The sequence below is a fragment of the Pectobacterium quasiaquaticum genome (assembly GCF_014946775.2).
Classification (GTDB): domain Bacteria; phylum Pseudomonadota; class Gammaproteobacteria; order Enterobacterales; family Enterobacteriaceae; genus Pectobacterium; species Pectobacterium aquaticum.
Genome location: NZ_CP065177.1, coordinates 3,262,294 through 3,284,849 on the forward strand (window position 1 = coordinate 3,262,294; position 22,556 = coordinate 3,284,849).

At 52.0% G+C, this 22,556-nt stretch carries 20 protein-coding genes and 1 pseudogene; 5 read left to right on the forward strand and 16 right to left on the reverse strand.

What is annotated here, in order from left to right; genetic code table 11:
• Positions 1–9: 9 nt before the first annotated feature.
• Positions 10–1,875: a 1-deoxy-D-xylulose-5-phosphate synthase gene (gene dxs / locus IG609_RS14940; protein ID WP_193397564.1), complete on the forward strand. Its 1,866-nt coding sequence runs from the start codon at positions 10–12 to the stop codon at positions 1,873–1,875.
• Between the two features lie 68 nt (positions 1,876–1,943).
• Here dxs and pgpA read toward each other — a convergent pair whose 3' ends face one another.
• The 6 genes from pgpA to nrdR all read right to left on the reverse strand — a co-directional run bounded on the left by pgpA (position 1,944) and on the right by nrdR (position 6,157).
• A complete protein-coding gene (pgpA, locus tag IG609_RS14945; RefSeq protein ID WP_010299080.1) occupies positions 1,944–2,480 on the reverse strand; it encodes a phosphatidylglycerophosphatase A in 537 nt (178 codons plus the stop codon).
• Complete coding sequence (gene thiL / locus IG609_RS14950) at positions 2,455–3,435, reverse strand: thiamine-phosphate kinase (RefSeq protein ID WP_193397565.1); 981 nt, start codon at positions 3,433–3,435, stop codon at positions 2,455–2,457. The genes pgpA and thiL overlap by 26 nt, the downstream gene beginning before the upstream one ends.
• 68 nt (positions 3,436–3,503) lie before the next feature.
• Positions 3,504–3,923 (reverse strand): transcription antitermination factor NusB, encoded by a 420-nt coding sequence (gene nusB, locus IG609_RS14955; RefSeq protein WP_010282066.1) that lies wholly within the window; start codon positions 3,921–3,923, stop codon positions 3,504–3,506.
• An 18-nt stretch (positions 3,924–3,941) separates the two neighbouring features.
• The gene (gene ribH, locus IG609_RS14960; RefSeq protein ID WP_102116785.1) at positions 3,942–4,424 is read right to left on the reverse strand and encodes a 6,7-dimethyl-8-ribityllumazine synthase; all 483 of its coding nucleotides are present in this window, start codon (positions 4,422–4,424) and stop codon (positions 3,942–3,944) included.
• Positions 4,425–4,535: 111 nt separating this feature from the next.
• Positions 4,536–5,672, reverse strand: a complete 1,137-nt coding sequence (gene ribD / locus IG609_RS14965; RefSeq protein WP_193397566.1) for a bifunctional diaminohydroxyphosphoribosylaminopyrimidine deaminase/5-amino-6-(5-phosphoribosylamino)uracil reductase RibD — start codon at positions 5,670–5,672, stop codon at positions 4,536–4,538.
• A 35-nt stretch (positions 5,673–5,707) separates the two neighbouring features.
• Positions 5,708–6,157, reverse strand: coding sequence for a transcriptional regulator NrdR (gene nrdR, locus IG609_RS14970; protein WP_005975999.1), 450 nt, complete (start codon positions 6,155–6,157; stop codon positions 5,708–5,710).
• Positions 6,158–6,375: 218 nt separating this feature from the next.
• Here nrdR and IG609_RS14975 point away from each other — a divergent pair, with 218 nt between their 5' ends.
• Complete coding sequence (locus IG609_RS14975; RefSeq protein WP_193397567.1) at positions 6,376–6,945, forward strand: SadB/YajI family lipoprotein; 570 nt, start codon at positions 6,376–6,378, stop codon at positions 6,943–6,945.
• Positions 6,946–7,020: 75 nt separating this feature from the next.
• On the opposite strand, the gene secF is transcribed toward IG609_RS14975, so the two are convergent.
• The 5 genes from secF to queA form a co-directional block, all read right to left on the reverse strand.
• Entirely contained in the window at positions 7,021–7,932 is a 912-nt protein-coding gene (gene secF / locus IG609_RS14980; RefSeq protein ID WP_226374150.1) for a protein translocase subunit SecF, read from the reverse strand.
• Positions 7,933–8,004: 72 nt separating this feature from the next.
• Positions 8,005–9,852 carry a protein translocase subunit SecD gene (gene secD / locus IG609_RS14985; RefSeq protein ID WP_193397569.1) on the reverse strand — a complete coding sequence of 616 codons (1,848 nt, stop codon included), beginning with the start codon at positions 9,850–9,852 and terminating at the stop codon, positions 8,005–8,007.
• A 27-nt stretch (positions 9,853–9,879) separates the two neighbouring features.
• Entirely contained in the window at positions 9,880–10,212 is a 333-nt protein-coding gene (yajC, locus tag IG609_RS14990; RefSeq protein ID WP_010282033.1) for a preprotein translocase subunit YajC, read from the reverse strand.
• Between the two features lie 109 nt (positions 10,213–10,321).
• The gene (tgt, locus tag IG609_RS14995) at positions 10,322–11,467 is read right to left on the reverse strand and encodes a tRNA guanosine(34) transglycosylase Tgt (protein ID WP_039485440.1); all 1,146 of its coding nucleotides are present in this window, start codon (positions 11,465–11,467) and stop codon (positions 10,322–10,324) included.
• A gap of 96 nt (positions 11,468–11,563) precedes the next feature.
• The gene (gene queA / locus IG609_RS15000) at positions 11,564–12,631 is read right to left on the reverse strand and encodes a tRNA preQ1(34) S-adenosylmethionine ribosyltransferase-isomerase QueA (RefSeq protein WP_193397570.1); all 1,068 of its coding nucleotides are present in this window, start codon (positions 12,629–12,631) and stop codon (positions 11,564–11,566) included.
• 179 nt (positions 12,632–12,810) lie between these two features.
• Between queA and IG609_RS15005 the strand changes: the two genes are divergently transcribed.
• From IG609_RS15005 to IG609_RS15020, 3 genes and pseudogenes are all read left to right on the forward strand, one after another.
• Positions 12,811–13,392, forward strand: coding sequence for an acyl carrier protein phosphodiesterase (locus IG609_RS15005; protein ID WP_193397571.1), 582 nt, complete (start codon positions 12,811–12,813; stop codon positions 13,390–13,392).
• 335 nt (positions 13,393–13,727) lie between these two features.
• A complete protein-coding gene (locus IG609_RS15010; RefSeq protein WP_010299049.1) occupies positions 13,728–14,330 on the forward strand; it encodes a peroxiredoxin C in 603 nt (200 codons plus the stop codon).
• Between the two features lie 223 nt (positions 14,331–14,553).
• Positions 14,554–15,371, forward strand: a pseudogene (locus IG609_RS15020) (mechanosensitive ion channel family protein).
• A gap of 231 nt (positions 15,372–15,602) precedes the next feature.
• Here IG609_RS15020 and proY read toward each other — a convergent pair.
• The 5 genes from proY to phoR form a co-directional block, all read right to left on the reverse strand.
• Positions 15,603–16,979, reverse strand: coding sequence for a proline-specific permease ProY (proY, locus tag IG609_RS15025; protein WP_102116793.1), 1,377 nt, complete (start codon positions 16,977–16,979; stop codon positions 15,603–15,605).
• Positions 16,980–17,120: 141 nt separating this feature from the next.
• Positions 17,121–18,440, reverse strand: coding sequence for a branched-chain amino acid transport system II carrier protein (gene brnQ, locus IG609_RS15030; protein ID WP_193397572.1), 1,320 nt, complete (start codon positions 18,438–18,440; stop codon positions 17,121–17,123).
• 472 nt (positions 18,441–18,912) lie between these two features.
• On the reverse strand, positions 18,913–20,019 hold the full coding sequence (locus IG609_RS15035; RefSeq protein ID WP_193397573.1) for a cobalamin-independent methionine synthase II family protein: 1,107 nt from the start codon (positions 20,017–20,019) through the stop codon (positions 18,913–18,915).
• A 242-nt stretch (positions 20,020–20,261) separates the two neighbouring features.
• Positions 20,262–21,200, reverse strand: coding sequence for a PstS family phosphate ABC transporter substrate-binding protein (locus tag IG609_RS15040; protein WP_193397574.1), 939 nt, complete (start codon positions 21,198–21,200; stop codon positions 20,262–20,264).
• A gap of 15 nt (positions 21,201–21,215) precedes the next feature.
• Positions 21,216–22,538, reverse strand: a complete 1,323-nt coding sequence (gene phoR / locus IG609_RS15045; protein WP_102116797.1) for a phosphate regulon sensor histidine kinase PhoR — start codon at positions 22,536–22,538, stop codon at positions 21,216–21,218.
• Positions 22,539–22,556 lie beyond the last annotated feature (18 nt).

The following is a 22,556-nucleotide window of genomic DNA, read 5'->3' on the forward strand; positions in this document are numbered from 1 at the left end:
GAGTCTCTAATGAGTTTTGATACCGCGAAGTACCCTACATTGGCGTTAGTGGAAACACCGGATGAACTTCGGTTGTTGCCGAAAGAGAGCTTGCCAAAGCTGTGCGATGAGCTGCGCCAATATTTGCTGGACAGCGTCAGCCGTTCAAGCGGCCATTTTGCTTCAGGGTTAGGGACGGTTGAATTAACGGTTGCACTGCATTACGTCTATAACACCCCTTTTGATCATCTGGTGTGGGATGTCGGCCATCAGGCTTATCCGCACAAGATCATTACCGGTCGTCGCGATCGTATTTCAACGATCCGTCAAAAAGGCGGCTTGCACCCTTTTCCGTGGCGCGATGAAAGCGAATATGATGTATTAAGCGTCGGGCATTCATCCACCTCAATCAGTGCCGGGCTGGGCATGGCCGTTGCGGCCGAGCGTGAAGGCAAAGGCCGCCGTACCGTTTGTGTGATTGGCGACGGCGCAATTACCGCGGGCATGGCTTTTGAGGCGATGAACCATGCGGGCGACATCAAATCCGATCTGCTGGTTGTGCTGAACGACAATGAAATGTCGATTTCAGAAAACGTCGGCGCACTGAACAACCATCTGGCGCAACTGCTATCCGGCAAGCTCTACGCCAGCCTGCGCGAAGGCGGTAAAAAGGTTTTATCCGGCCTACCGCCTATCAAAGAGCTGGTGAAACGCACCGAAGAACACCTTAAAGGCATGGTCGTGCCGGGCACGTTATTTGAAGAGCTGGGTTTTAACTATATCGGCCCAGTTGACGGCCACGACGTTCAGGCGCTGGCGCATACGCTGAAAAATATGCGCAGCCTGAAAGGCCCGCAGCTCCTGCATATCATGACGAAGAAAGGCAAAGGTTACGCTCCTGCTGAGCAGGATCCGATCAGTTGGCACGCGGTGCCGAAATTCGATCCGGCCAGCGGTACATTGCCGAAAAGCAAAGAAGGTGCCAAACCCACCTATTCCAAAATCTTCGGTCAATGGCTACAGGAAACGGCCGCCAAAGACAGCAAGCTGATGGCAATCACACCTGCAATGCGCGAAGGTTCTGGCATGGTGCAATTCTCCCGCGACTACCCACAGCAATATTTTGACGTCGCGATTGCCGAACAGCATGCCGTCACGTTTGCTGCCGGTCTGGCTGTCGGTGGCTACCATCCTGTCGTCGCCATTTACTCGACGTTCCTGCAACGTGCCTACGATCAGGTCATCCACGATGTGGCGATCCAGAATCTACCGGTTCTGTTTGCTATCGATCGCGGCGGTATTGTCGGGGCGGATGGACAAACGCATCAGGGCGCGTTCGATCTCTCTTTCTTACGCTGTATCCCGAATATGATCATCATGACGCCCAGCGATGAAAATGAGTGTCGCCAGATGCTGCACACGGGCTATCACTACCAGAAAGGCCCTACGGCAGTACGCTATCCGCGCGGAAACGGTACGGGTACGGAGCTGACGCCACTATCAGAACTGCCAATCGGTAAAGGCGTGGTGCGTCGTCAGGGAGAAACGATCGCGATTCTGAATTTCGGTACGCTGTTGCCGGAAGCCCAGATTGCGGCAGAGAAGTTAAACGCCACCCTCGTCGACATGCGTTTTGTTAAACCGCTGGATGAAGCGTTACTTGAAGAGCTGGCGCAGTCTCACAGTACGTTTGTGACGTTGGAAGAGAATGCGGTCATGGGCGGCGCAGGGAGCGGCGTGAATGAGTTCCTGATGGCGAAACGCCTTGCTGTCTCGGTGCTGAACATTGGGCTACCGGACGTCTTTATCCCACAAGGTTCTCAGGAAGAAATCCGTGCCGATCTGGGTCTGGATGCCTCTGGCATCGAGCGCAGAATCGCGCAGTGGATGGAATAAGCCGCTAACGATAACTGGGGCACATGGCCCCAGTTCAATAATGTCAGTCGCTCAATAACACAATAGCGTCAGAATATCGGCCAGTGATAGCCGATGAAGTAGATAATACCCGCAGAGATCACCCCTGCGACAATATCATCGATCATGATCCCCATGCCGCCATGCACGTTGCGATCGAACCAGCGAATCGGCCAGGGTTTCCAGATATCCAGACAGCGGAAGACGACAAACCCAGCTGCCACCCATTGCCATTTATCCACCGGGATTGCCATCAGGGTAATCCACATGCCGACAAATTCGTCCCAGACGATGCTACCGTGATCGTGAACGCCCATATCTTTCGCGGTCTGATGACACAGGTAAACACCGATACAAATGCTCAGCATGACCAACAGCGAATACAATTCAAGCGGCAGGAACGACATGAGGTACCACAGTGGAATCGCCGCCAGCGATCCTACCGTGCCCGGCATCCAAGGAGACAGACCGCTGCCAAACCCAGTCGCCAGCAAGTGCCACGGGTTACTCAGCCGTAAGCGGCGTTTTGCCACTTCAGCACCTTTCGCCTTGTTCGCAGAGTCAGTTTTGCTCGCTAAAATGGTCATACCCCTTCCAGTTCAGCTCGGTCGCTTTATTCTCTCTGAAAAAGCGTAACCCTTCAGAGGAAGGCCCGATTTGCCCAATGCAGGTGTAGTCAGCGCCGAGATGCCCCAAGGCCAGTTCCAGCGCCCCACGGTTAATTTCCGGCACGGTGAAGCACAGCTCATAGTCTTCGCCGCCAGATAGCGCCCAACGCAACGCCTGTTCTTCATCGACGCAGCCCCGTAGCCAATCAGATTGTGGGATCGATTCCAGATTAATACGCGCACCGCACTCGCTAGCTTTAAGTATATGCTGCAGATCGGAGATGAGGCCGTCGGAAAGATCAATGGCCGAGCTGGCCAGATCGCGCAACGCCTGACCTTGCAGAATTCTCGGCTGAGGACGAAGGTGACGTTGGATCAATCTCTGACGCGCCTCTTCATCATCAACGTGCAGGGTATTCTGGAGGATAGCCAGACCCGCCGCGCTGTCGCCTAATGAACCAGTAACATAAATCCAGTCACCAATTCTGGCTCCGCGACGCGTCAACGCCCGACCTGCTGGCACCAGACCGTGGATAGTCAGCGTCAGGCTCAACGGGCCACGCGTCGTATCCCCGCCTACCAATTGCATGCCATAGTAATCAAGCAGCTCAAACAAGCTGTCGCTGTACGCGGATAGCCACTGGCTATTGTTTTTAGGTAGGGTAATGGCCAGAGAAAGCCAGGCAGGATCGGCGCCCATTGCCGCCAGATCGCTTAAATTGACCGCCAGAGATTTGTAACCCAGATCGGCGGGATCGATATCAGGTAGGAAATGAACACCAGATACCAGCGTGTCGGTACTCACCGCCAGCATCTGCTTATCTGCCACCGTCAGTAACGCGCAGTCATCACCGATGCCCAGCTCGACATCGCGACGTGAACTTCGGACCCGATTAAAATAGCGGGCAATAAGGTCAAACTCGCCTTCAACCATAACCTTTCCAGCCAGCCTATCATTCAAAAGCGATCAGGGCCGGATATCCGGCCCTGATTCGATTCGTTTTACTTCTTGCCTTTCCGTACACTCGGAGCAGCTTTATCTAGCACGCCATTCACAAACTTATGGCTATCTTCGGCACCGAAGATTTTAGCCAGTTCGATGGCCTCGTTAATCGCCACCTTGTAAGGAACGTCTTCGCGCTTGCTCAGCTCAAACATCGCCAAACGCAGAATCGCTTTTTCAACCTGTCCCAATTCCTCAATTTGACGAGACAGGAAAGGTGCCATCAGTTGATCAAGCTTCTCAGCCTGAGTGGCAACACCCGCCAGCAATTCACGGAAATAGGTAATGTCGACATCTTTGACATCCTGCTCGCTCAGGAATTGGTGTTCAACATCGGCAATATCATTTTTAGATAACTGCCAGGAGTAAAGCGCTTGAACCGCACATTCACGAGCGCGGCGACGAGCAGCAGGTTTCACGGAATTCCCCTTACTTAATCAGGCTGACTTAATCGCCTTCAATACATTAATCATTTCTAGCGCGGTCAAAGCAGCTTCAGCACCTTTGTTCCCCGCTTTCGTACCGGCACGCTCAATCGCCTGCTCAATGCTTTCCGTCGTTAGAACGCCGAAAGCGACAGGGATTTCACTGTCCATCGCAACAGAGGACAGGCCTGAGCTACATTCACCAGCAACAAATTCAAAATGCGCTGTTCCACCACGGATGACCGTTCCCAGAGCAATAACGGCATCATATCCGCCATTTTTCCCACTTTTGGTCAGCGCACGAACCGTCAATGGCAGTTCGTAAGCACCCGGCACCCAGACAACGGTGATGTTTTCGTCTTTAACCTGACCGATGCGTTTCAATGCATCAATCGCACCGTCCAGCAGGCTGTCGTTAATAAAATGGTTAAAACGCGCAATCGCAATCGCTACACGGGCATCAGGAGTAGCAACAACACCTTCAATAACGTTCATAGCTTTCCTTGTATCTGGTCTTTATGGCCCGCTAGGGGGGCGGATTCTATCATAATTTTTGCTGGCACGTATCCGGTTTTGTCGGACCTACACCAGCTATTTACATACACATCAGAATTTAGGTTTCAGGCACAATCGCAAATCTGGGCCAATCTGGCGAACGTCTACGATATCAAACTCTGGTGCCTGAGACAGCCGATCCAGTCCAGGTAAGAGGCACAGCGAACGGGCATTTTCACCCAACAATTTGGGGGCAAGATAAACGATAAGTTCATCAACAACGCCAGCATTAAGTAGCGCACCAGCCAGACTGGCTCCGGCTTCGACCCAAACAGAGTTAATCTGCCGTCTCCCCAGCACCATCATCAGCGCAACCAGATCAACGCCACCATTGTGCTGCGGTAGCATCACTTGTTCAACGCCCTGCGGCCACACTTGTTCGTCCGCCTGCACGCGTGCCAGCCAGGTCTCACCCAGTTGGTTAACAATCCGATGCTGTGGCGTGACGCGCTGCTGGCTGTCCACAATCACCCGCACGGGCTGCCTGAGATCCGCTTCTGAATAGCGTTTCTGCACATCGCCCCCCAGCTCTGACCAGCGGACGGTGAGAGAAGGATTGTCAGCTAGCACTGTCGCACTGCTGCTCAGAATCGCTGCGCTCTGCGCACGAAAACGCTGCACATCCTGCCGCGCCAGCGGTGAGGTGATCCACTGGCTTTCTCCCGACGCCATTGCAGTTCGCCCATCCAAAGATGCCGCCATTTTGAGCTGCACGTAAGGAAAGCCTGTCCGCATACGTTTCAGGAAGCCTACATTCACTTTCTCTGCTTCAGCCATCATCAAGCCATGGCTAACGGCAATCCCCGCTTGCTGTAAGCGATGCAAACCACGACCCGCCACCTGTGGATTCGGATCCTGCATCGCAGCAACCACGCGGGAAACACCAGCCGTAATCAATGCATCGGCGCAAGGCGGCGTTCGCCCATGATGGCTACAGGGTTCCAACGTGACATAAGCCGTCGCACCACGCGCACGTCCCCCCGCCATTCTCAGCGCATGCACCTCTGCGTGGGGTTCGCCAGCACGAAAATGATAGCCTTCACCTACAATTTCGCCATCACGAACAATCACACAGCCAACATTGGGGTTGGGTGCTGTCGTGAAACAACCACGGCGCGCCAGCTCTAACGCACGCGCCATATATAATTCATCCTGCGGCAAGTGGCCGTTTTCCTGAAAAACGCTCATTCCCGAACCTCTTATCCCCGTCGCGTTGACGCGACTTAATCCTGCAAACGCGCAATCTCTTCGCCAAATTCGCGGATATCTTCAAAGCTGCGATACACCGATGCAAAGCGGATATAAGCCACTTTATCCAGCTTTCTCAACGCTTCCATCACCAGATTCCCCACCATCTTGGTGGTAACCTCACGTTCTCCGGTAGCACGAAGATGAGATTTAATGTGATTAATCGCCATTTCGACGTCATCAGAACTGACTGGCCTTTTTTCCAGCGCTTTCAGCATGCCGCTGCGCAATTTATCCTCATTAAAAGGCTCGCGCACTTCATTGCTTTTGATGACTCGCGGCATCACCAGTTCAGCCACTTCAAACGTGGTGAAGCGTTCATGACAAACCAGACACTGCCGACGACGACGGACTTGCGAACCTTCGCCAACCAGACGGGAATCAATGACTTTGGTATCAACAGCGGAACAAAACGGGCAATGCATGATGTGTCCTGACCAGTAATCCTTAACGTAGCGACAGTTTACCCTGAATTAACGGACTAACCAAAACTCCTGATCCGCGTTGCGAAGGGTTTCGCATCTCTTCCCGTAATAGGATGAAAAAAGCTGTCTCACCTATGACTTAGGCTTAATCGCAGCTAAACTCAGCAACAGGGATCAACGGATCAATAAATAAAAACATCGAAAGGGGAACCACAGATATGAGAACCCGATATCGCGTACTGACCTTCCTGCCAGCGCTACTTTTGCTCGCGGGATGTTCTGAACAGCGCCAGATGCCCAAATTGCAGAACCAGATAGGCCAACTCAATCAGCAATTGCAAACGCTGACCGATCAGGCCACAGCATTAGAGCGACAAAATGCGTTGAATTCCCTGTCCACCTCCGGCATTTATTTACTGCCTGCGGCGCAAACTAGCACCGTGCTAGAAAGCAGTATTGGTAGACTCAATGTGTCGTTGCGCAATATCGAGACGGAAGCAAACGGAACAAGCGCGTTGTTGCACATTCGCACGCTTGATGCGAAGGGGCTACCAACCTTTGGCGCACAGCTTGATTGGGGGAGGCTCGACCCCGTGAGCGGGAAACCTTTAACGGGCGACACGCAAACACAGTCGTTTGTCGTTTCTCCCACACTATTACCAAAAGCCGAGGCGATTATTGAATTGCGCCTGAGCGGCCTGTCGCCGGAAGAACTCGGCTTTGTTCGTTTGCATCAGGTTCAGGAAATACAGAGCCCACCGCCCGTTGCCACAACCGAATCTCCCTAATTAACGCATTTCCTCACGCACAAATGCAAAAAACCCCGCGGCGACGCGGGGTTTTTCATATTTACAGTCAGCAGATTAAGGCAGGATAGACGGTTGGTCCGCCCCTTCTTTTTCCACTTTCTGAACGATCAGGTTTTCACGCTTCATACCCAGTTTCAACGCCAGAGCGGAAGAAACATAGATAGAAGAAATCGTACCGATGATCACACCGATAAACATCGTCAACGAGAAGCCATGCAACAAGGCTCCACCGAAAACCATGAGGATCACAATCATCGCCAGCGTGGTCGCTGATGTGATGATGGTACGATGCAACGTCTGCGTCAGAGAGATGTTGGTAATTTCGTAAGGTGTGCCACGACGAACCTTGCGGAAGTTCTCACGAATACGGTCAGACACAACAATCTTATCGTTAAGTGAATAACCAATTACCGACATCAGCGACGCAATGATCGTTAGGTCAATCTCAATAGAGAACAGAGACAACAGACCCATCGTGATGATCACATCGTGCCCCAAAGCCAGCACGGACCCCATCGCAAGACGCCATTCAAAACGGAAACCGATATAAATGAGGATAGCAATCAGCGCAGACATCAGCGCCAATGCGCCCGCCTGTGCCAAATCACTCCCCACGCTCGGCCCGACGAATTCAATACGTTTCACCGTCGCATGCTGCTGGAAGGTATCATTCACCACCTTCAGCACTTTGTTACCGAGTGCTTCGTTCTCGCTGCCAGAAACGGGTGGCATACGTACCATCACGTCACGGCTGCTACCGAAGTTCTGCACCTGCGGCTCTGAAAACCCGGAGGTCTCTAATGAACTACGCAGGACATCGAGATCGATCGGTTTCTCAAGGTTAATCTCAATGACCGTACCACCGGTAAAGTCAAGCCCCCAGTTAAAACCACGACCCCCCATAATCGCGATAGAAGCAATGATCAGCAGGCCGGAAATGATAAATGCCAATGTGTCCCAGCGCATGAAATCATAGACTTTACGCCCATGGTTTAGTTGTTCAATGTTGTATTCCTGTTCCTGTGCCACAACGCACTCCTAGATAGACAGCTTGTTGATACGTTTACCGCCGTAAAGCAGGTTAACGATGGCACGAGTACCGACGATCGCCGTAAACATTGAGGTCGCAATCCCAATCGCAGTCGTGATAGCAAACCCTTTGATAGAACCGGTACCAACCGCATACAGGATGATGACTTTAATCAACGTCGTGACGTTCGCATCAACAATCGAACTGAATGCACCTTTGTAGCCCTCATGAATGGCCTGTTGCACGGAGCGGCCATTGCTGAGTTCTTCTTTGATACGTTCATTAATGAGTACGTTAGCATCGACTGCAACCGCCAGCGTAAGCACGATACCCGCGATACCCGGCATGGTCAGCGTTGCCCCTGGTAGCAGCGACATCACACCGACAATCAACACGAGGTTAGCAACCAATGCACTGGTCGCGATAACACCAAACTTCTTGTAGAAGAAGACCATAAAGAGGATCGATGCGATCAAGCCCCACAAACAGGCTTCCAGCCCCTGAGTGATGTTTTGCATCCCCAGCGTTGGTCCAATGGTACGTTCTTCAACAATCTGGATCGGTGCAATCAGCGCCCCCGCACGCAACAGCAGAGAAAGCTGACGCGCTTCGTTCGGGTTATCAATACCAGTAATACGGAAGCTGTTACCCAGACGCGACTGAATCGTCGCGACGTTGATCACTTCTTCGTGTTTTTCCAATATCGAACGGCCAGTCGCATCTTTCTTGCCGCTGTCTTTGTATTCCACAAAGAGTGTCGCCATCAGCTTACCGATACTGTCTTTGGTGAAGTTGGACATGGTGTTGCCACCCGCGCTGTCCAGAGAAATATTCACCTGAGGCTGGTTGTATTCATCCGTACTCGATGTCGAATCGGTAATATGGTCGCCCGTCAGAATCACACGCTTGAACAACACCACAGGTGAGCCGTCACGCATGTTCTTCACTTCAGAGTCGCCCGGCACACGGCCGTTCGCCGCTGCGGTTGCATCAGCATTACTGTTTACCAGACGGAATTCCAGCGTAGCGGTTGCACCAAGAATTTCTTTCGCGCGCGCCGTGTCCTGAATACCCGGCAACTCAACGACGATGCGATCGGCACCCTGACGCTGTACCAGAGGCTCAGCAACACCCAGTTGGTTCACACGGTTACGCAGGATATTGATGTTCTGCTGTACGGCGTATTCACGTGCTTCACGCAGACGTTCGTCAGACATCACTGCGCGTAGCAGGTTGCTGTCGCTGCTGCTGAGAACCAAATTACGGTGACGAGTCGTCAGATAGTTGATGCCCTCATCACGCGTTTGAGCATCACGGAAACGAATTTCGACACCGTAATTATCAATTTTACGCACGGAGGCATAAGGAATGTTCTTCTCACGCAGATCGCTGCGCAAAGAGTCCATGGTTTGTTCTTGTAGTTTACCCAGCGCCGTATCCATATCCACTTCCATCAGGAAGTGAACGCCGCCGCGCAGGTCAAGCCCCAATTTCATCGGTTCAGCGCCCAACAACCGCAGCCAGGTTGGCGTAGCAGGTGCAAGGTTAAGTGCAACGACGAACTTTTCGCCCAGCTCATTAACGAGCGCTTCACGCGCGCGGAGCTGAACATCAGGGTTAGAGAAGCGAGCCAGAATTGCACCATTTTCCAATGCAATCGACTTACTGGTAATGTTCTGTTCTTTTAAAACATTCTGGACTTGGATCAGCGTCGTTTCGCTGGCGGCGGTTCCCCGCGCGCCAGTAACTTGTACCGCCGGATCCTCACCATATAGGTTAGGAAGTGCGTAGAGCAGGCCGACGAACAACACCACGACCAGCATCAGGTACTTCCACAAAGGATAACGATTTAACACGGCAGTTCCCTTCGGGAAAATCGGAAATTACAGGGCCTTAATCGTGCCCTTCGGCAGCACGGCAGCCACGAAATCACGTTTGATAACCACTTCATTGGTCTCGTTCAACGCAATCGCAATATAGCCAGTTTCGGACACTTTGGTTACGCGACCAACCAGACCACCGGTCGTTAATACTTCATCGCCCTTGCCGATAGAATCCATTAACTTTTTGTGTTCCTTGGCGCGTTTTTGCTGAGGACGCAGGATCATAAAGTAGAAAATCAGACCAAAAACGGCCAGCATAATAACCAGAGAGTACGGGCTTCCCTGAGCCGGAGCGCCAGTTGCAGCTACAGCATCGGAGATGAAAAGACTCATTTAAATATCCTCTTTTTTGTCAAAAGATAAGCTATCAAAAAGATAAGTTATCAACCTTACAATCATGAAAACGCTTCACAGCAAAATGCAATTCATAGCAAACGGGCTGTCAGTTGCTTGTGGCAACGTCTTTTTCAGCAAGCGGCGGAATGGGTTTGCCTATCCGTTGGTAAAAATCCACCACAAAGTGCTCTAATTTACCCTCTTCAATGGCCTGACGTAAACCCGCCATTAAACGCTGATAATAGCGCAAGTTATGAATGGTATTGAGTCGTGCGCCGAGTATTTCGTTGCAACGGTCAAGATGATGCAAGTAGGCGCGGCTATAATTGCGACACGTGTAGCAATCACAGTGTTCATCCAGCGAGCTAACGTCATCTTTATGCTTCGCATTACGGATTTTCACTACGCCATCCGTCACGAAGAGATGCCCGTTACGTGCGTTGCGCGTTGGCATCACGCAGTCAAACATATCGACACCACGGCGGACACCTTCAACCAAGTCTTCTGGTTTGCCAACGCCCATCAAATAGCGTGGTTTATCTTCTGGAATCTGCGGGCAAACGTGCTCCAGAATACGGTGCATATCTTCTTTCGGCTCACCTACCGCCAAACCGCCCACAGCGTACCCATCAAAGCCAATGTCTACCAGACCTTTTACGGATACATCACGTAAATCTTCGTAAACACTTCCTTGGATAATACCGAACAGCGCATTTTTATTCTCCAGCTCATCAAAACGCTGACGGCTGCGTTTCGCCCAGCGCAGTGACATCTCCATAGAGCGCTTGGCGTAATCCCAATCAGCAGGGTACGGCGTACACTCATCAAAGATCATGACGATGTCGGAACCGAGATCGTGCTGAATCTCCATCGATTTTTCTGGGCTCAGGAAAATCGAATCCCCGTTGATCGGGTTACGGAAATGCACGCCCTGTTCGGTAATCTTGCGAATATCGCCGAGGCTGAACACCTGAAAACCGCCGGAGTCCGTCAGAATCGGGCCGTGCCAGTTCATGAAATCGTGCAGATCGCCGTGCAGTTTCATGATTTCCTGACCGGGACGCAGCCACAGATGGAACGTATTGCCGAGCAAAATCTGTGCGCCAGTTTCTTTCACTTCTTCCGGCGTCATGCCTTTCACCGTGCCGTACGTCCCCACGGGCATAAAAGCCGGGGTTTCCACTACGCCACGTTCAAAAATTAATCTGCCGCGTCGCGCACGGCCGTCCGTTGTTTGTAATTCGTACTTCACTTAGCCTCCGGCATCAGAAAAACAGTCTGATGGTAATGATGTATTAACGCCTGACAGAACGTGGTCTGTGGCGTTCCTATTATGTCGAAAATAGGTTTACCCTACTTTTTCCTGTTCGGCCATCGGGTTGTGCGTAATAAACATCGCATCACCGTAGCTGAAAAAACGATATTGCTCTGCCACCGCCTGACGGTAAGCAGACATCGTGTTCTGGTAACCGGCAAAGGCCGACACCAGCATGATTAACGTCGATTCGGGTAAATGGAAATTGGTCACCAGCGCATCAATAATGCGGTAGTGATAGCCCGGATAGATGAAAATTTTGGTATCGCCGAAGAACGGTTCGATCGCCGCGTTCTGGCTGGCCTGTGCGGCACTTTCCAGTGAACGTACCGAGGTGGTGCCAACGGCGATTACGCGATTTCCCCGCGCTTTGCACGCCAGAACAGCATCAACGACGTCCTGCGGCACTTCGGCATATTCGGCGTGCATGATGTGATCTTCAATCGTATCGACGCGTACAGGCTGGAAAGTCCCCGCCCCGACGTGCAGCGTAACGAACGCCATGTCGATGCCCTTCTCGCGCAGCGCGGCCAACATCGGCTCATCAAAGTGCAAGCCCGCCGTCGGTGCCGCTACAGCGCCTGGACGCTGGCTATACACCGTCTGATAAAGCTCGCGGTCAGCGTCTTCATCCGGCCTGTCGATATACGGTGGTAACGGCATGTGGCCGATATCATTCAGGATCGACAGAACATCGCGAGCATCATCGAAATGCAGCTCGAATAGCGCATCGTGGCGAGCGGCCATTGTAGCTTTGACGCTTTCGTCATCGCCCAGCAGCAGTTCCGTACCCGGTTTTGGCGCTTTTGACGCCCGAACGTGCGCGAGTACCCGATGGTCATCCAGCACACGCTCGACCAGTACTTCCAGTTTGCCGCCGCTGGCTTTACGGCCAAACAGACGAGCAGGAATCACGCGCGTATTGTTGAACACCAGCAGATCGCCGGGATTCAGTTTATTCAGCAAATCGGTAAACACACCGTGCGTCAGATTTCCCGTCGGCCCGTCCAGCGATAACAGGCGGCAACCACTGCGTTCCGCTTGTGGATAATGGGCAATCAATGATTCAGGAAGTTCAAACGAAAAATCGGCAACACGCATGGCAATTCACTTAGCTGTAATACATTAAAAATGGGCGGCCTAGTCTAGAGCCGCAAGCGCATGGCTGCAAGAAATAAGCACCTGAGTCGGTGAATGCATCACAGCCAAAGTCGGCGGCTTCCCACTTTGCCATGTAAGAGGACGTGCATAATAAAAGAAGAAACGGATATACTACTCCAATGAATTTTCTTGCTCACCTCCACCTGGCCACGCTGGCCGACAGCTCCCTATTAGGTAATCTGATGGCGGATTTCGTACGCGGCAACCCGCAGGACAGCTATGCTGACGAGATCGTCGCGGGTATTCGTCTGCATCGTCGCGTTGATTCGCTGACCGACAGCCTGCCGGAAGTCAAACAGGCGCGTCAGTATTTCAGCGATGAATTCCGCCGTGTTTCGCCGATTACGTTAGATGTGCTGTGGGATCACTATCTTGCGCGTCACTGGCTACAGTTGGTGCCGGAGACGCCCTTACAAGCCTTTATCGACAGCGCGCAATCACAAATCGAGCCGCATCTGGCGCAAACGCCAGAACGCTTTCAGAACCTGAATCGCTATCTGTGGCCGGAACGCTGGATGACCCGTTATGCAGAGCTGCCGTTTATCGCCGATGTGCTGCACAGAATGTCGGTACGCCGTCCGAAACTGGCTGCGCTGTCCGGCTCTTTTCAGGATATCGAGCAGCACTATCACCAATTTGAAACACTCTTCTGGCAGTTTTATCCACGAATGATGCAATTAGCGAAAGCGCAGCAGCTGTAAGATCGCGACTTTTCCGTTTTTCTACGCGGCGTATACCCTAAATAATTCGAGTTGCATGAAGGCGGCAAGCGCACGAATCCCCAGGAGCTTACTCAAGTAAGTGACTGGGGTGAGTAAGAGTAGCCAACGCACAAGCAGCTTGAAGTATGACGGGTATTGTCCTTTCCATCAAAAGGGTTAATCTAGCCTCTTGAAAGGAAATAGCGATGAGTTCAATAGACAGAAACTATCTCATTGATTGGTCTCTTTGCCTGTATTCACTCAGACAGAATCCCTATACTGATCGCTGTTTTTTTATATCATCCGATCATTAACCGCTATCTACAGGAGTAATTATGGTCCTGGTAACTCGTCAAGCCCCAGACTTCACCGCAGCTGCCGTTTTAGGCAGTGGCGAAATCGTCGAAAATTTCAACCTGAAGAAGCACATCAACGGTAAAGCTGCCGTGATCTTCTTCTGGCCGATGGACTTCACCTTCGTTTGTCCGTCAGAGCTGATTGCTTTCGATCACCGCTATGCCGAATTCAAGAAACGCGGTGTAGAAGTGGTTGGCGTTTCCTTCGACTCCGAGTTTGTTCACAACGCATGGCGTAAAACCCCAGTGGACAAAGGCGGCATCGGCGAAGTGCAATACGCGATGGTTGCTGATATCAAGCGCGAAATCCAGAAGGCCTACGGCATTGAGCACCCAGAAGCGGGTGTTGCACTGCGTGGTTCTTTCCTGATCGACAAAAACGGCGTCGTTCGTCACCAAGTGGTTAACGATCTGCCGCTGGGTCGTAACATCGATGAAATGCTGCGTACCGTTGACGCCCTGCAATTCCACGAAGAGCACGGCGAAGTGTGCCCAGCACAGTGGGAAAAAGGTAAATCAGGTATGGGTGCGTCACCAGACGGCGTAGCGAAATACCTGTCTGAGAACGCAGACAAGCTTTAATTCCTCATCCTGCCGACATGGCAATATGATGACCAAGCCAGTTGCTATGCAACTGGCTTTTTCTTTGCCCGCCATTTATCCCTCTGTTCTTCTTCACCTCTCACCGTCTCTTCCCGGCGATATCTTAAATAATACAAAAGGTTGACTAGGGGCGCTAAATACTTAGCCTTAAAGCCACATCGTGTTAATGCACGACAGATTCATTGGAATAAAAGGAGAACGCATGCAACAAAATCTCGCGCTATGGCTGAGAGAAGCTGGAATACAACACGCTAGCCTCATTGCGTTACTGATTGTTCTTGGGCTGATATTGCTCATTTCTGCCGTCATCCACCTGATTTTTCATCAGGTTGTGCTGAAAAGAATGGTACTGCGCTCACTCAATAAGCAGGGGAAAACCGAGGGACACGGGTGGAAGCAGGCGCTGACGGGGCCGTTATCGATATCGGGCTGACAACGGTAAAAGTGAGAAACTGGGACAATACCGTCACCACCATTCCCACCTACGCGTTAGTCTCCGATTCTTTTAAGAACTGGCGTTCGATGTCCGAATCTGGGGGCAGGCGCATCAAGCGCAGTATCAATATCGATACCACCAGCGTGCATTTTATGACGGAAGACGAGCAGGCGCGATTGCTGCGCAGCAAGCTGCTGTCGCCTTATATTCAGAACAAGAAGAGTGAACTGGAGCAACATAATGCACAGTCCGACTCCGACCTGACATCACCGCTGAACGGCCGTCGTCTGACGAATTTAGGCACGTTCCGCGCCTACCTTCAGGTATATCTGCGCACGCATCCGGGTATTCATAAAGGGATGACGCTGATGGTACGGCAGCTTGCGCCAACGTCAGAAGGGGTACCGCTGGAGATTTATGCGTTTACCAACACGACCGCCTGGGTCGATTACGAAAGCATTCAGTCTGATATTTTCGACCATATCTTTGCGATCTTACCGGAGTTCGATCTCCGCATTCATCAAATCCCAACCGGCCACGATATGCGGATCATGGCGCAGCAAATGACTACGCCGAAAGCGTAAAAATAGGCACAAAAAAATGCTCCAATGGAAGCGCAGAGGTTGCTAATAAAGTCCGTAGAGCGGGAGTAACGAATAGATCGTAAAGTCGCCGTAAACACGTCATGTGCGCTCGGCTTGCGCCATATATGGCGCAAACGCTTTACTCTTCTATTCCATTACTCCCGTTTTCGTTCGGCAAATAGGCTAGTCAACGGACAGTCTGAGCGCTCCCTCTGATATCAATCGACTAACTTAATTCTGTGCCGCTACCGCGTTCTGACGCTTCTTCTTCCAGACATAGCCCACTAAAAGCAACAATATCCAGATGATACCGACATACAGCGACACGCGCGTGTCCGGGAAGTAGCCAATCAAACCAATGATGAAGAACAGGAAGACGATACCGAAAACGGAGGTTACGATGCCGCCGCGCAGTGGGAACGCCAGCGCCTTCACTTCATCCGGGCTCAGACGACGGCGGAAAGCGATCTGAGAAAACAGAATCATGATCCATACCCACACCGTCGCAAAAGTGGCCAGTGAAGCAATCACTAGGAAAACTTTGCCGGGCATAATGTAATTCAGGTACACCGCCACCAGCAGCGCCATCATCATCACGACAACCGTGACCCACGGAATACCGTGTTTGGAAATACGGCTAAACACCTTCGGCGCATGCCCCTGCTCCGCCATCCCGTGCAGCATACGGCCGACGCCGAATACATCACTGTTAATCGCCGACAGCGACGCGGTAATCACAACAAAATTCAGGATACCTGCCGCCGCCGTAATACCCATATGCTGGAACGTCAGCACGAATGGGCTGCCGTTAGTACCAACCTGATTCCATGGGTAAATCGACATAATCACGAACAGCGTACCGACATAGAACACCAGAATACGCCACGGCACAGAGTTAATCGCGCGAGGGATAGACTTCTGCGGATCTTTGGCCTCACCGGCGGTAATCCCGATGATCTCCACGCCACCGTACGCAAACATCACCAGTTGCAGCGACAGAATCATCCCCATCACACCGTTACTGAAGAACCCGCCATTGCTCCAGAGGTTGTGGATCCCCGTTGGTTCCCCCCCGTTGCCAATACCCCAGATGATGATGCCGATCCCAGCTGCGATCATGATGATAATGGTGGCGACTTTAAAGAAAGAGAGCCAAAACTCCAGTTCACCAAAGGCTTTCACATTCATCAGGTTAATGGCACCGATGATAAGCACCACGCTCAGAACCCACACCCAGTGCGGCACGGCAGGGAACCAGACGCCCATGTAGATACCAAACGCGGTCACATCGGCAATGGCGACAATCAGCATCTCAAAGCAGTAGGTCCAGCCGGTGATATACCCCGCTAATGGCCCGAGATAATCCTGTGCATAGCGGGAAAACGAGCTGGACTGCGGGTTGTGCACCGACATTTCGCCCAGTGCGCGCATGATGATATACGCGACAACCCCGCCGATCAGATAAGCCAGTAACACACTGGGGCCAGCCATTTGGATCGCACTCGCGGAACCATAAAACAGACCGGTTCCGATCGCCGAGCCAAGGGCGATAAAGCGGATATGCCGCGTGCTTAACCCACGCTTGAGCTTGGAGGATGGTTGTTCCATTGATAAGCAACCCTGTCTTATATAAAGAAAAACATTACAAAAAGAAAAACCACAGGCAAAGACCTGTGGTGCATAAACCCAACCTTGTGCTGGAGCAGTACGCTATCCCTACCACCCCAGCGCTATCAGGCATTAACGATATTATTGATGTACCGTCACTTCCTGACGGCCACAAAGTCTGTCGTAAATTACCGCAACCAGTAAGATCAGCAGTGACGGAGGCAGCCAGGCCAACCCTTGCTCGCTCAGCGGCAGGTTGAGGCTCCACTCTGGCAACAGCGATTTGAAAGCCGACGATTTTATACCATCAATCATGCCAAATAACAGACTAACTAACATGACGGGGGCCACAATACGTGAAGCGCTATTCCACCAACGCAGCGTAAAGCTCAATAAAACCAGAATGATACACGGTGGATAAATCGCCGTCAGTACAGGAATGGAAAGTTGAATCAGATGGCTCAAGCCCAGATTAGACACCACCATCGAGAACGTTCCCAACACAAACACCAGCGTGCGGTAAGACAACGGCAGGTATTGCGCAAAGAATTCCGCACAGGCACAGGTCAGCCCCACCGCCGTCACCAGACACGCGATGAAGATTAACAACGCCAGGAAGCTGCTTCCCATGTTACCGAACGAATGTTGCACATAGGCGTGGAGAATTTCTGCGCCGTTCTGCGCCTGCGGCACCAGTTCACCACTGACGGAACCGAGCTGGAACAGGCTCAAATAGACTAATGTCAGACCGATCCCCGCAATTAATCCTGCCCACATGGTGTAACGCGTCAGCAGCACGGAGCTGGTCACTCCACGCGAGCGCGCCGCATTCACGATAACAATACCAAATACCATTGCGCCCAACGTATCCATCGTCAGATAGCCGTTGACGAAACCATTAGAGAACGGCAGTTGCTCATACGTTTCTGTCGCTGGGATAGGCGAGCCGGCAGGCCACAGCATCGCAGCAATGCCCAGAACAGCCAGCGCAATGATCTTTAACGGTGCCAATACATGGCCGACCGTATCCAGCAGTTTGCCGGGATACAGGGAAATCGCGATCACAATAGCAAAATAAATCAGGCTATAAATCAGCAGCGGAGAGGCTCCGTTGCCGACCAAAGGAGCAAGGCCGACTTCAAACGACACGGTTGCCGTGCGCGGCGTGGCGAACAGTGGCCCAACGGCCAAATAGCACACGGTAGCCAGAACAACACCAGCCTTTTTACCAATCGGCGAACTCAGCGCGTCAACGCCACCGCCAACCCGTGCCAATGCGATCACAGTCAACACCGGTAGGCCAACTGCCGTCAGCAGAAAGCCGAGCGCTGCAGTCCAAACCTGCTCTCCCGCCTGCAATCCCACCATCGGCGGGAAAATAATATTTCCTGCCCCCACGAACAAAGCAAAGGTCATAAAACCTAATGCCACGATATCTTTGGAAGTTAAACGATGACTCATAGTTATGTCGTGTTGCCTGTATCAAATCGATAAAAGAAAACGGTGTCGTTTATCGCCGCCAGAAAACATTCGCAAACGGGTAACCCGAAGAATGAGCCAACGCTCTGACGACGCGAAAGATGGCGAGCATAGAGGAGTTATTTTTTGCACAGCCATATTGGGTGCTAAGTAAAACGTTTATAGCGTAAAAAGACAAGCAGAGATCCAAAAACCAGAGCATCAAGCCTAATTATGCCAAAAAATAAGAATATAAATTGGTTTATCCTTATTTGCATAACACATGATTTGCGCATTTATCGATATTTCAATGCAATAAAACTGACAAAAACCGTCATAAAATGCGTTGTTCGATCATAAAAAACCTATTTCACAGAACGTCGCGGGTAGGGAGCAGAAGAATGAGCACAAAAAAGCCGGATCAAATGATCCGGCTTTTGTTTATCCATTACAGTGATACGGTGATCTCTAGTTGTCACCACACGCGATTGGCGATATCCACGACAAGCTTCAGCTTATTCCACTGCTGCTCTTCCGTCAGGCTATTGCCCTCTTCCGTTGAAGCAAAGCCACACTGCGGGCTCAGGCAAATCTGGCTGAGATCGACATATTTTGCCGCTTCCGCGATGCGCGCCTGCACGACTTCTGCCTCTTCCAGCTCACCGTTCTTCGTCGTGATCAGCCCCAGCACCACCTGCTGATGGCCTGGCTTCACAAAACGCAGCGGCTCAAATCCACCGGCTCTCTCGGTATCATATTCCAGGAAGAACGCATCAACATTCACTTCGCCAAACAGAATTTCTGCCACAGGCTCATACCCGCCTTCAGAAATCCAGGTTGAGCGGAAATTACCGCGACAGACATGTAAACCGATAACCAGATCCGCAGGCTTATCAGCCAGCGCTTTATTCAGCACATCAGCATAGGTCCGCGCCAGCTGTGCCGGATCTTCGCCACGTTCACGGATCTGGCGTTTTTGATCGTCAGAGCACAGGTAGGCCCATACGGTGTCATCCAGTTGCAGGAAGCGACAGCCTGCGTCATAAAATGCGTGAATCGCATCGCGCCAGGTTTGTGCCAAATCGTCGAAATAGTCCGCCAGATCCGGATAAACCGTCGCATCAATCGCTTTGCGGCCGCCGCGGAAATGCATCACGCTAGGGCTTGGAATCGTCATTTTAGCGACAGCATCGCCAGAAATGCTGTTCAGATAACGGAAATGATCGAGCATCGGATGCTGGGGATTGAAACTCACTTTATCCACGACGCGAATCGCATGGGATTTGGTCTGAATACCGTTGAATTGAATACCGTGATCGGCTTCGTAGCGCTCCACACCGTTCAAATCGGCAAAGAAGTCGAAATGCCACCAGGCACGACGTAGTTCACCATCCGTCACAACCTGCAGGCCCGCTTCACGCTGCTTTTCTACTACTCGCAGAATCTCACGATCTTCAATGCTACGCAGCGCAGCATCATCAATCTCGCCCGCCTGATGCTGAAGACGTGCTTCCTTAATCGCTGCTGGACGCAAGAAACTGCCGACGGTATCGGCACGGAAAGGGGATAAGGTATTCGCCATATGTCGCTCCTGACATGTTGCCAGCACCGCTCTTCGGGAAAGAAGTGTACTGACAGATAGTTTCAATATGAAATATTTGCCCAGAGGGATAGTTACATTTAATCTTATTTAGCCATCTGGACGTCTAAATTTAAAACTATCCTGTCACGTGGCGAATCACAGGGCAATAGAAGAATTTTCACGTCACATGAAGAAAGTTCACATGACGTGAAAACATCACAAATTCGTAGTGGAAAGGGGAATTATTGCGGCAGGCCAATCTGCTGACGCGCCTGACGACGCGTGTCTTCCGGCAGCGGTAAATAACCATCCTGATTCACCAGCGACTGCCCCGTTTCGGACAGCACACGATCTAAAAATGCCGCCGTCAGCGCTTCCAGCGGTTGGCTGGGCGCTTTGTTTACATAGATATAGAGATAGCGGGTGTAGGGATACAAACCGCTGCGGATATTTTCAGTCGAGGGGTAGATGTAGTCGGTGCCCTGTGCGGCTAACGGCAGCATTCTCACACCGCTGGTACGAAACCCCACGCTGGCATAGCCGATGGCATCGGTTGACGCTGCAACCGCTTGTACGACAGACGCCGAACCCGGCAACTCATTAACTTGAGGAAGGAAATCGCCACGGCATAGCGACTTTTGCTTAAAGAACCCATAGGTTCCCGACGCAGAGTTTCGCCCATAGCGCAGTAGCGTGCGCTTTTCCCAACTGCCGTGCAGGCCGACATCACCCCACTGTTTTATCGGCTGGTGGTTACCGCAGCGCTGCGTAATTGAAAAGATGGCGTCCAACTGCGACAAGTTCAGCCCAGACAGCGGGTTATCCTGATTGACCAACACGACCAGCGCATCCAGTGCCACCGGCACCGCCAGCGGCGGGTAACCATAATGCTGGACGAACGCCTCAATTTCGCTGGCCTTCATCGCCCTGCTCATCGGCCCAAGCTGCGCGGCACCGGATGCCAGAGACGTCGGCGCAGAGGACGAACCGGCGGCCTGAATCTGTAAATTCACGTTCGGGTAATGCTGGCTGAAATCCGTCGCCCAAAAGGCCATCAGGTTAGCCAGCGTATCCGACCCCGCACTGGAGAGATTACCCGCCAGCATCTGACGAGGCTGTGCGGAACACAACGCGCTGAGCAGCAGTAAAAAAGCGCCCGCAATACGAGTGGCGGATGTCATAGATAGCGTTTTCCGTCAGGCTGAAGGTTTCACCGTATTTTCAGCCAGAGAGGCAGGGACAATCAACCGATTCGGCAACGTAAAGACAAAACGTGAGCCCAGACCATCCTCACTCATGATCTCCAGACGCGAATCATGATGGCTAAGCGCATGCTTCACAATCGCCAGCCCCAGCCCGCTGCCGCCCGTTTGTCGTGAGCGCGCCTTATCCACCCGATAAAAGCGTTCCGTCAGGCGCGGCAAGTGCTCGGCCGCAATGCCAGGCCCGTTATCGCTGACCTGAAATTGCGCGCCCTGTGGGATCTTCTGCCAACAAACTTCGATACGCGTTCCCGCTGGCGTATGGTTGACCGCGTTATACACCAGATTGGATACCGCACTGCGCAGCTGTTCTTCATTACCAAACACGCGGAGGCTTTCGTTCACACGAAAGACGATCTCATGACGCCCCTGACTCAGCGTCTGCGCTTCACGCTGCAATACGCGCAGCATCAACGGAATATCGACCTTTTCATTCAGATCGATGGCCGTTGCCGCCTCAATACGGGACAGGGTCAGCAACTGTTTGACCAGCCCGTCCATGCGTCGGGTCTGCTCCTGCATGGTATTCAACGCTTTTCCGCGTAGCGCCGCATCCAGCGTTTCTTCCTGCATCATTTCCAGATAGCCCTGCAACACCGTCAGCGGCGTACGCAGTTCATGGCTCACGTTGGCAAAAAAGTTACGTCTGGCTCCTTCAAGCTGGTGCATTTGCGTAATATCACGCGCCACCATCAATAGCTGGCCTTCGGAATAGGGCATCACGCGGAATTCAACATGGTGGGAATTATTCAACTGCAGCGTGAGAGGACGGCTAAAATCCTGTCCTTTCATGTAATTCGTGAATTCGGGATAGCGCAATAAGTTGAGGATATTCTGACCGTTATCTTCCGGCCAACGAAAACTCAGCAGGTGCTGCGCCAGATGATTACACCAGAAGATCGTTCCTTCTTCGGTGGTGATCACCACGGCATCAGGTAAGGATTCGGCACCGCTGCGAAACCGTTTGATAAGGAGCGCCAGCTCACGGCGTCGGCGTCGATTACGCAACTGCATCTGATAGAGACCGTAAAACAGCGGTTCCCAGCTCCAGCGGCCGGGCGGCGGCGTCATGCTGCGGTCAACCCACAGCCAATAAGAGAGTTTTAGCTGGTTATAAAAATTCCAGCACAGTAAGCCTAATACGGCGACCAGCAGAAACCAGGGCAGATAGCCAAAAATCAGCCCCAGCAGTAAAGCGGGCAAACAAAAAAAAGCTAGCTCCAATGCCAGCCTTTTCCAGGATAAACGTTCTAGCACGTTAATGTGTCTCCGGTT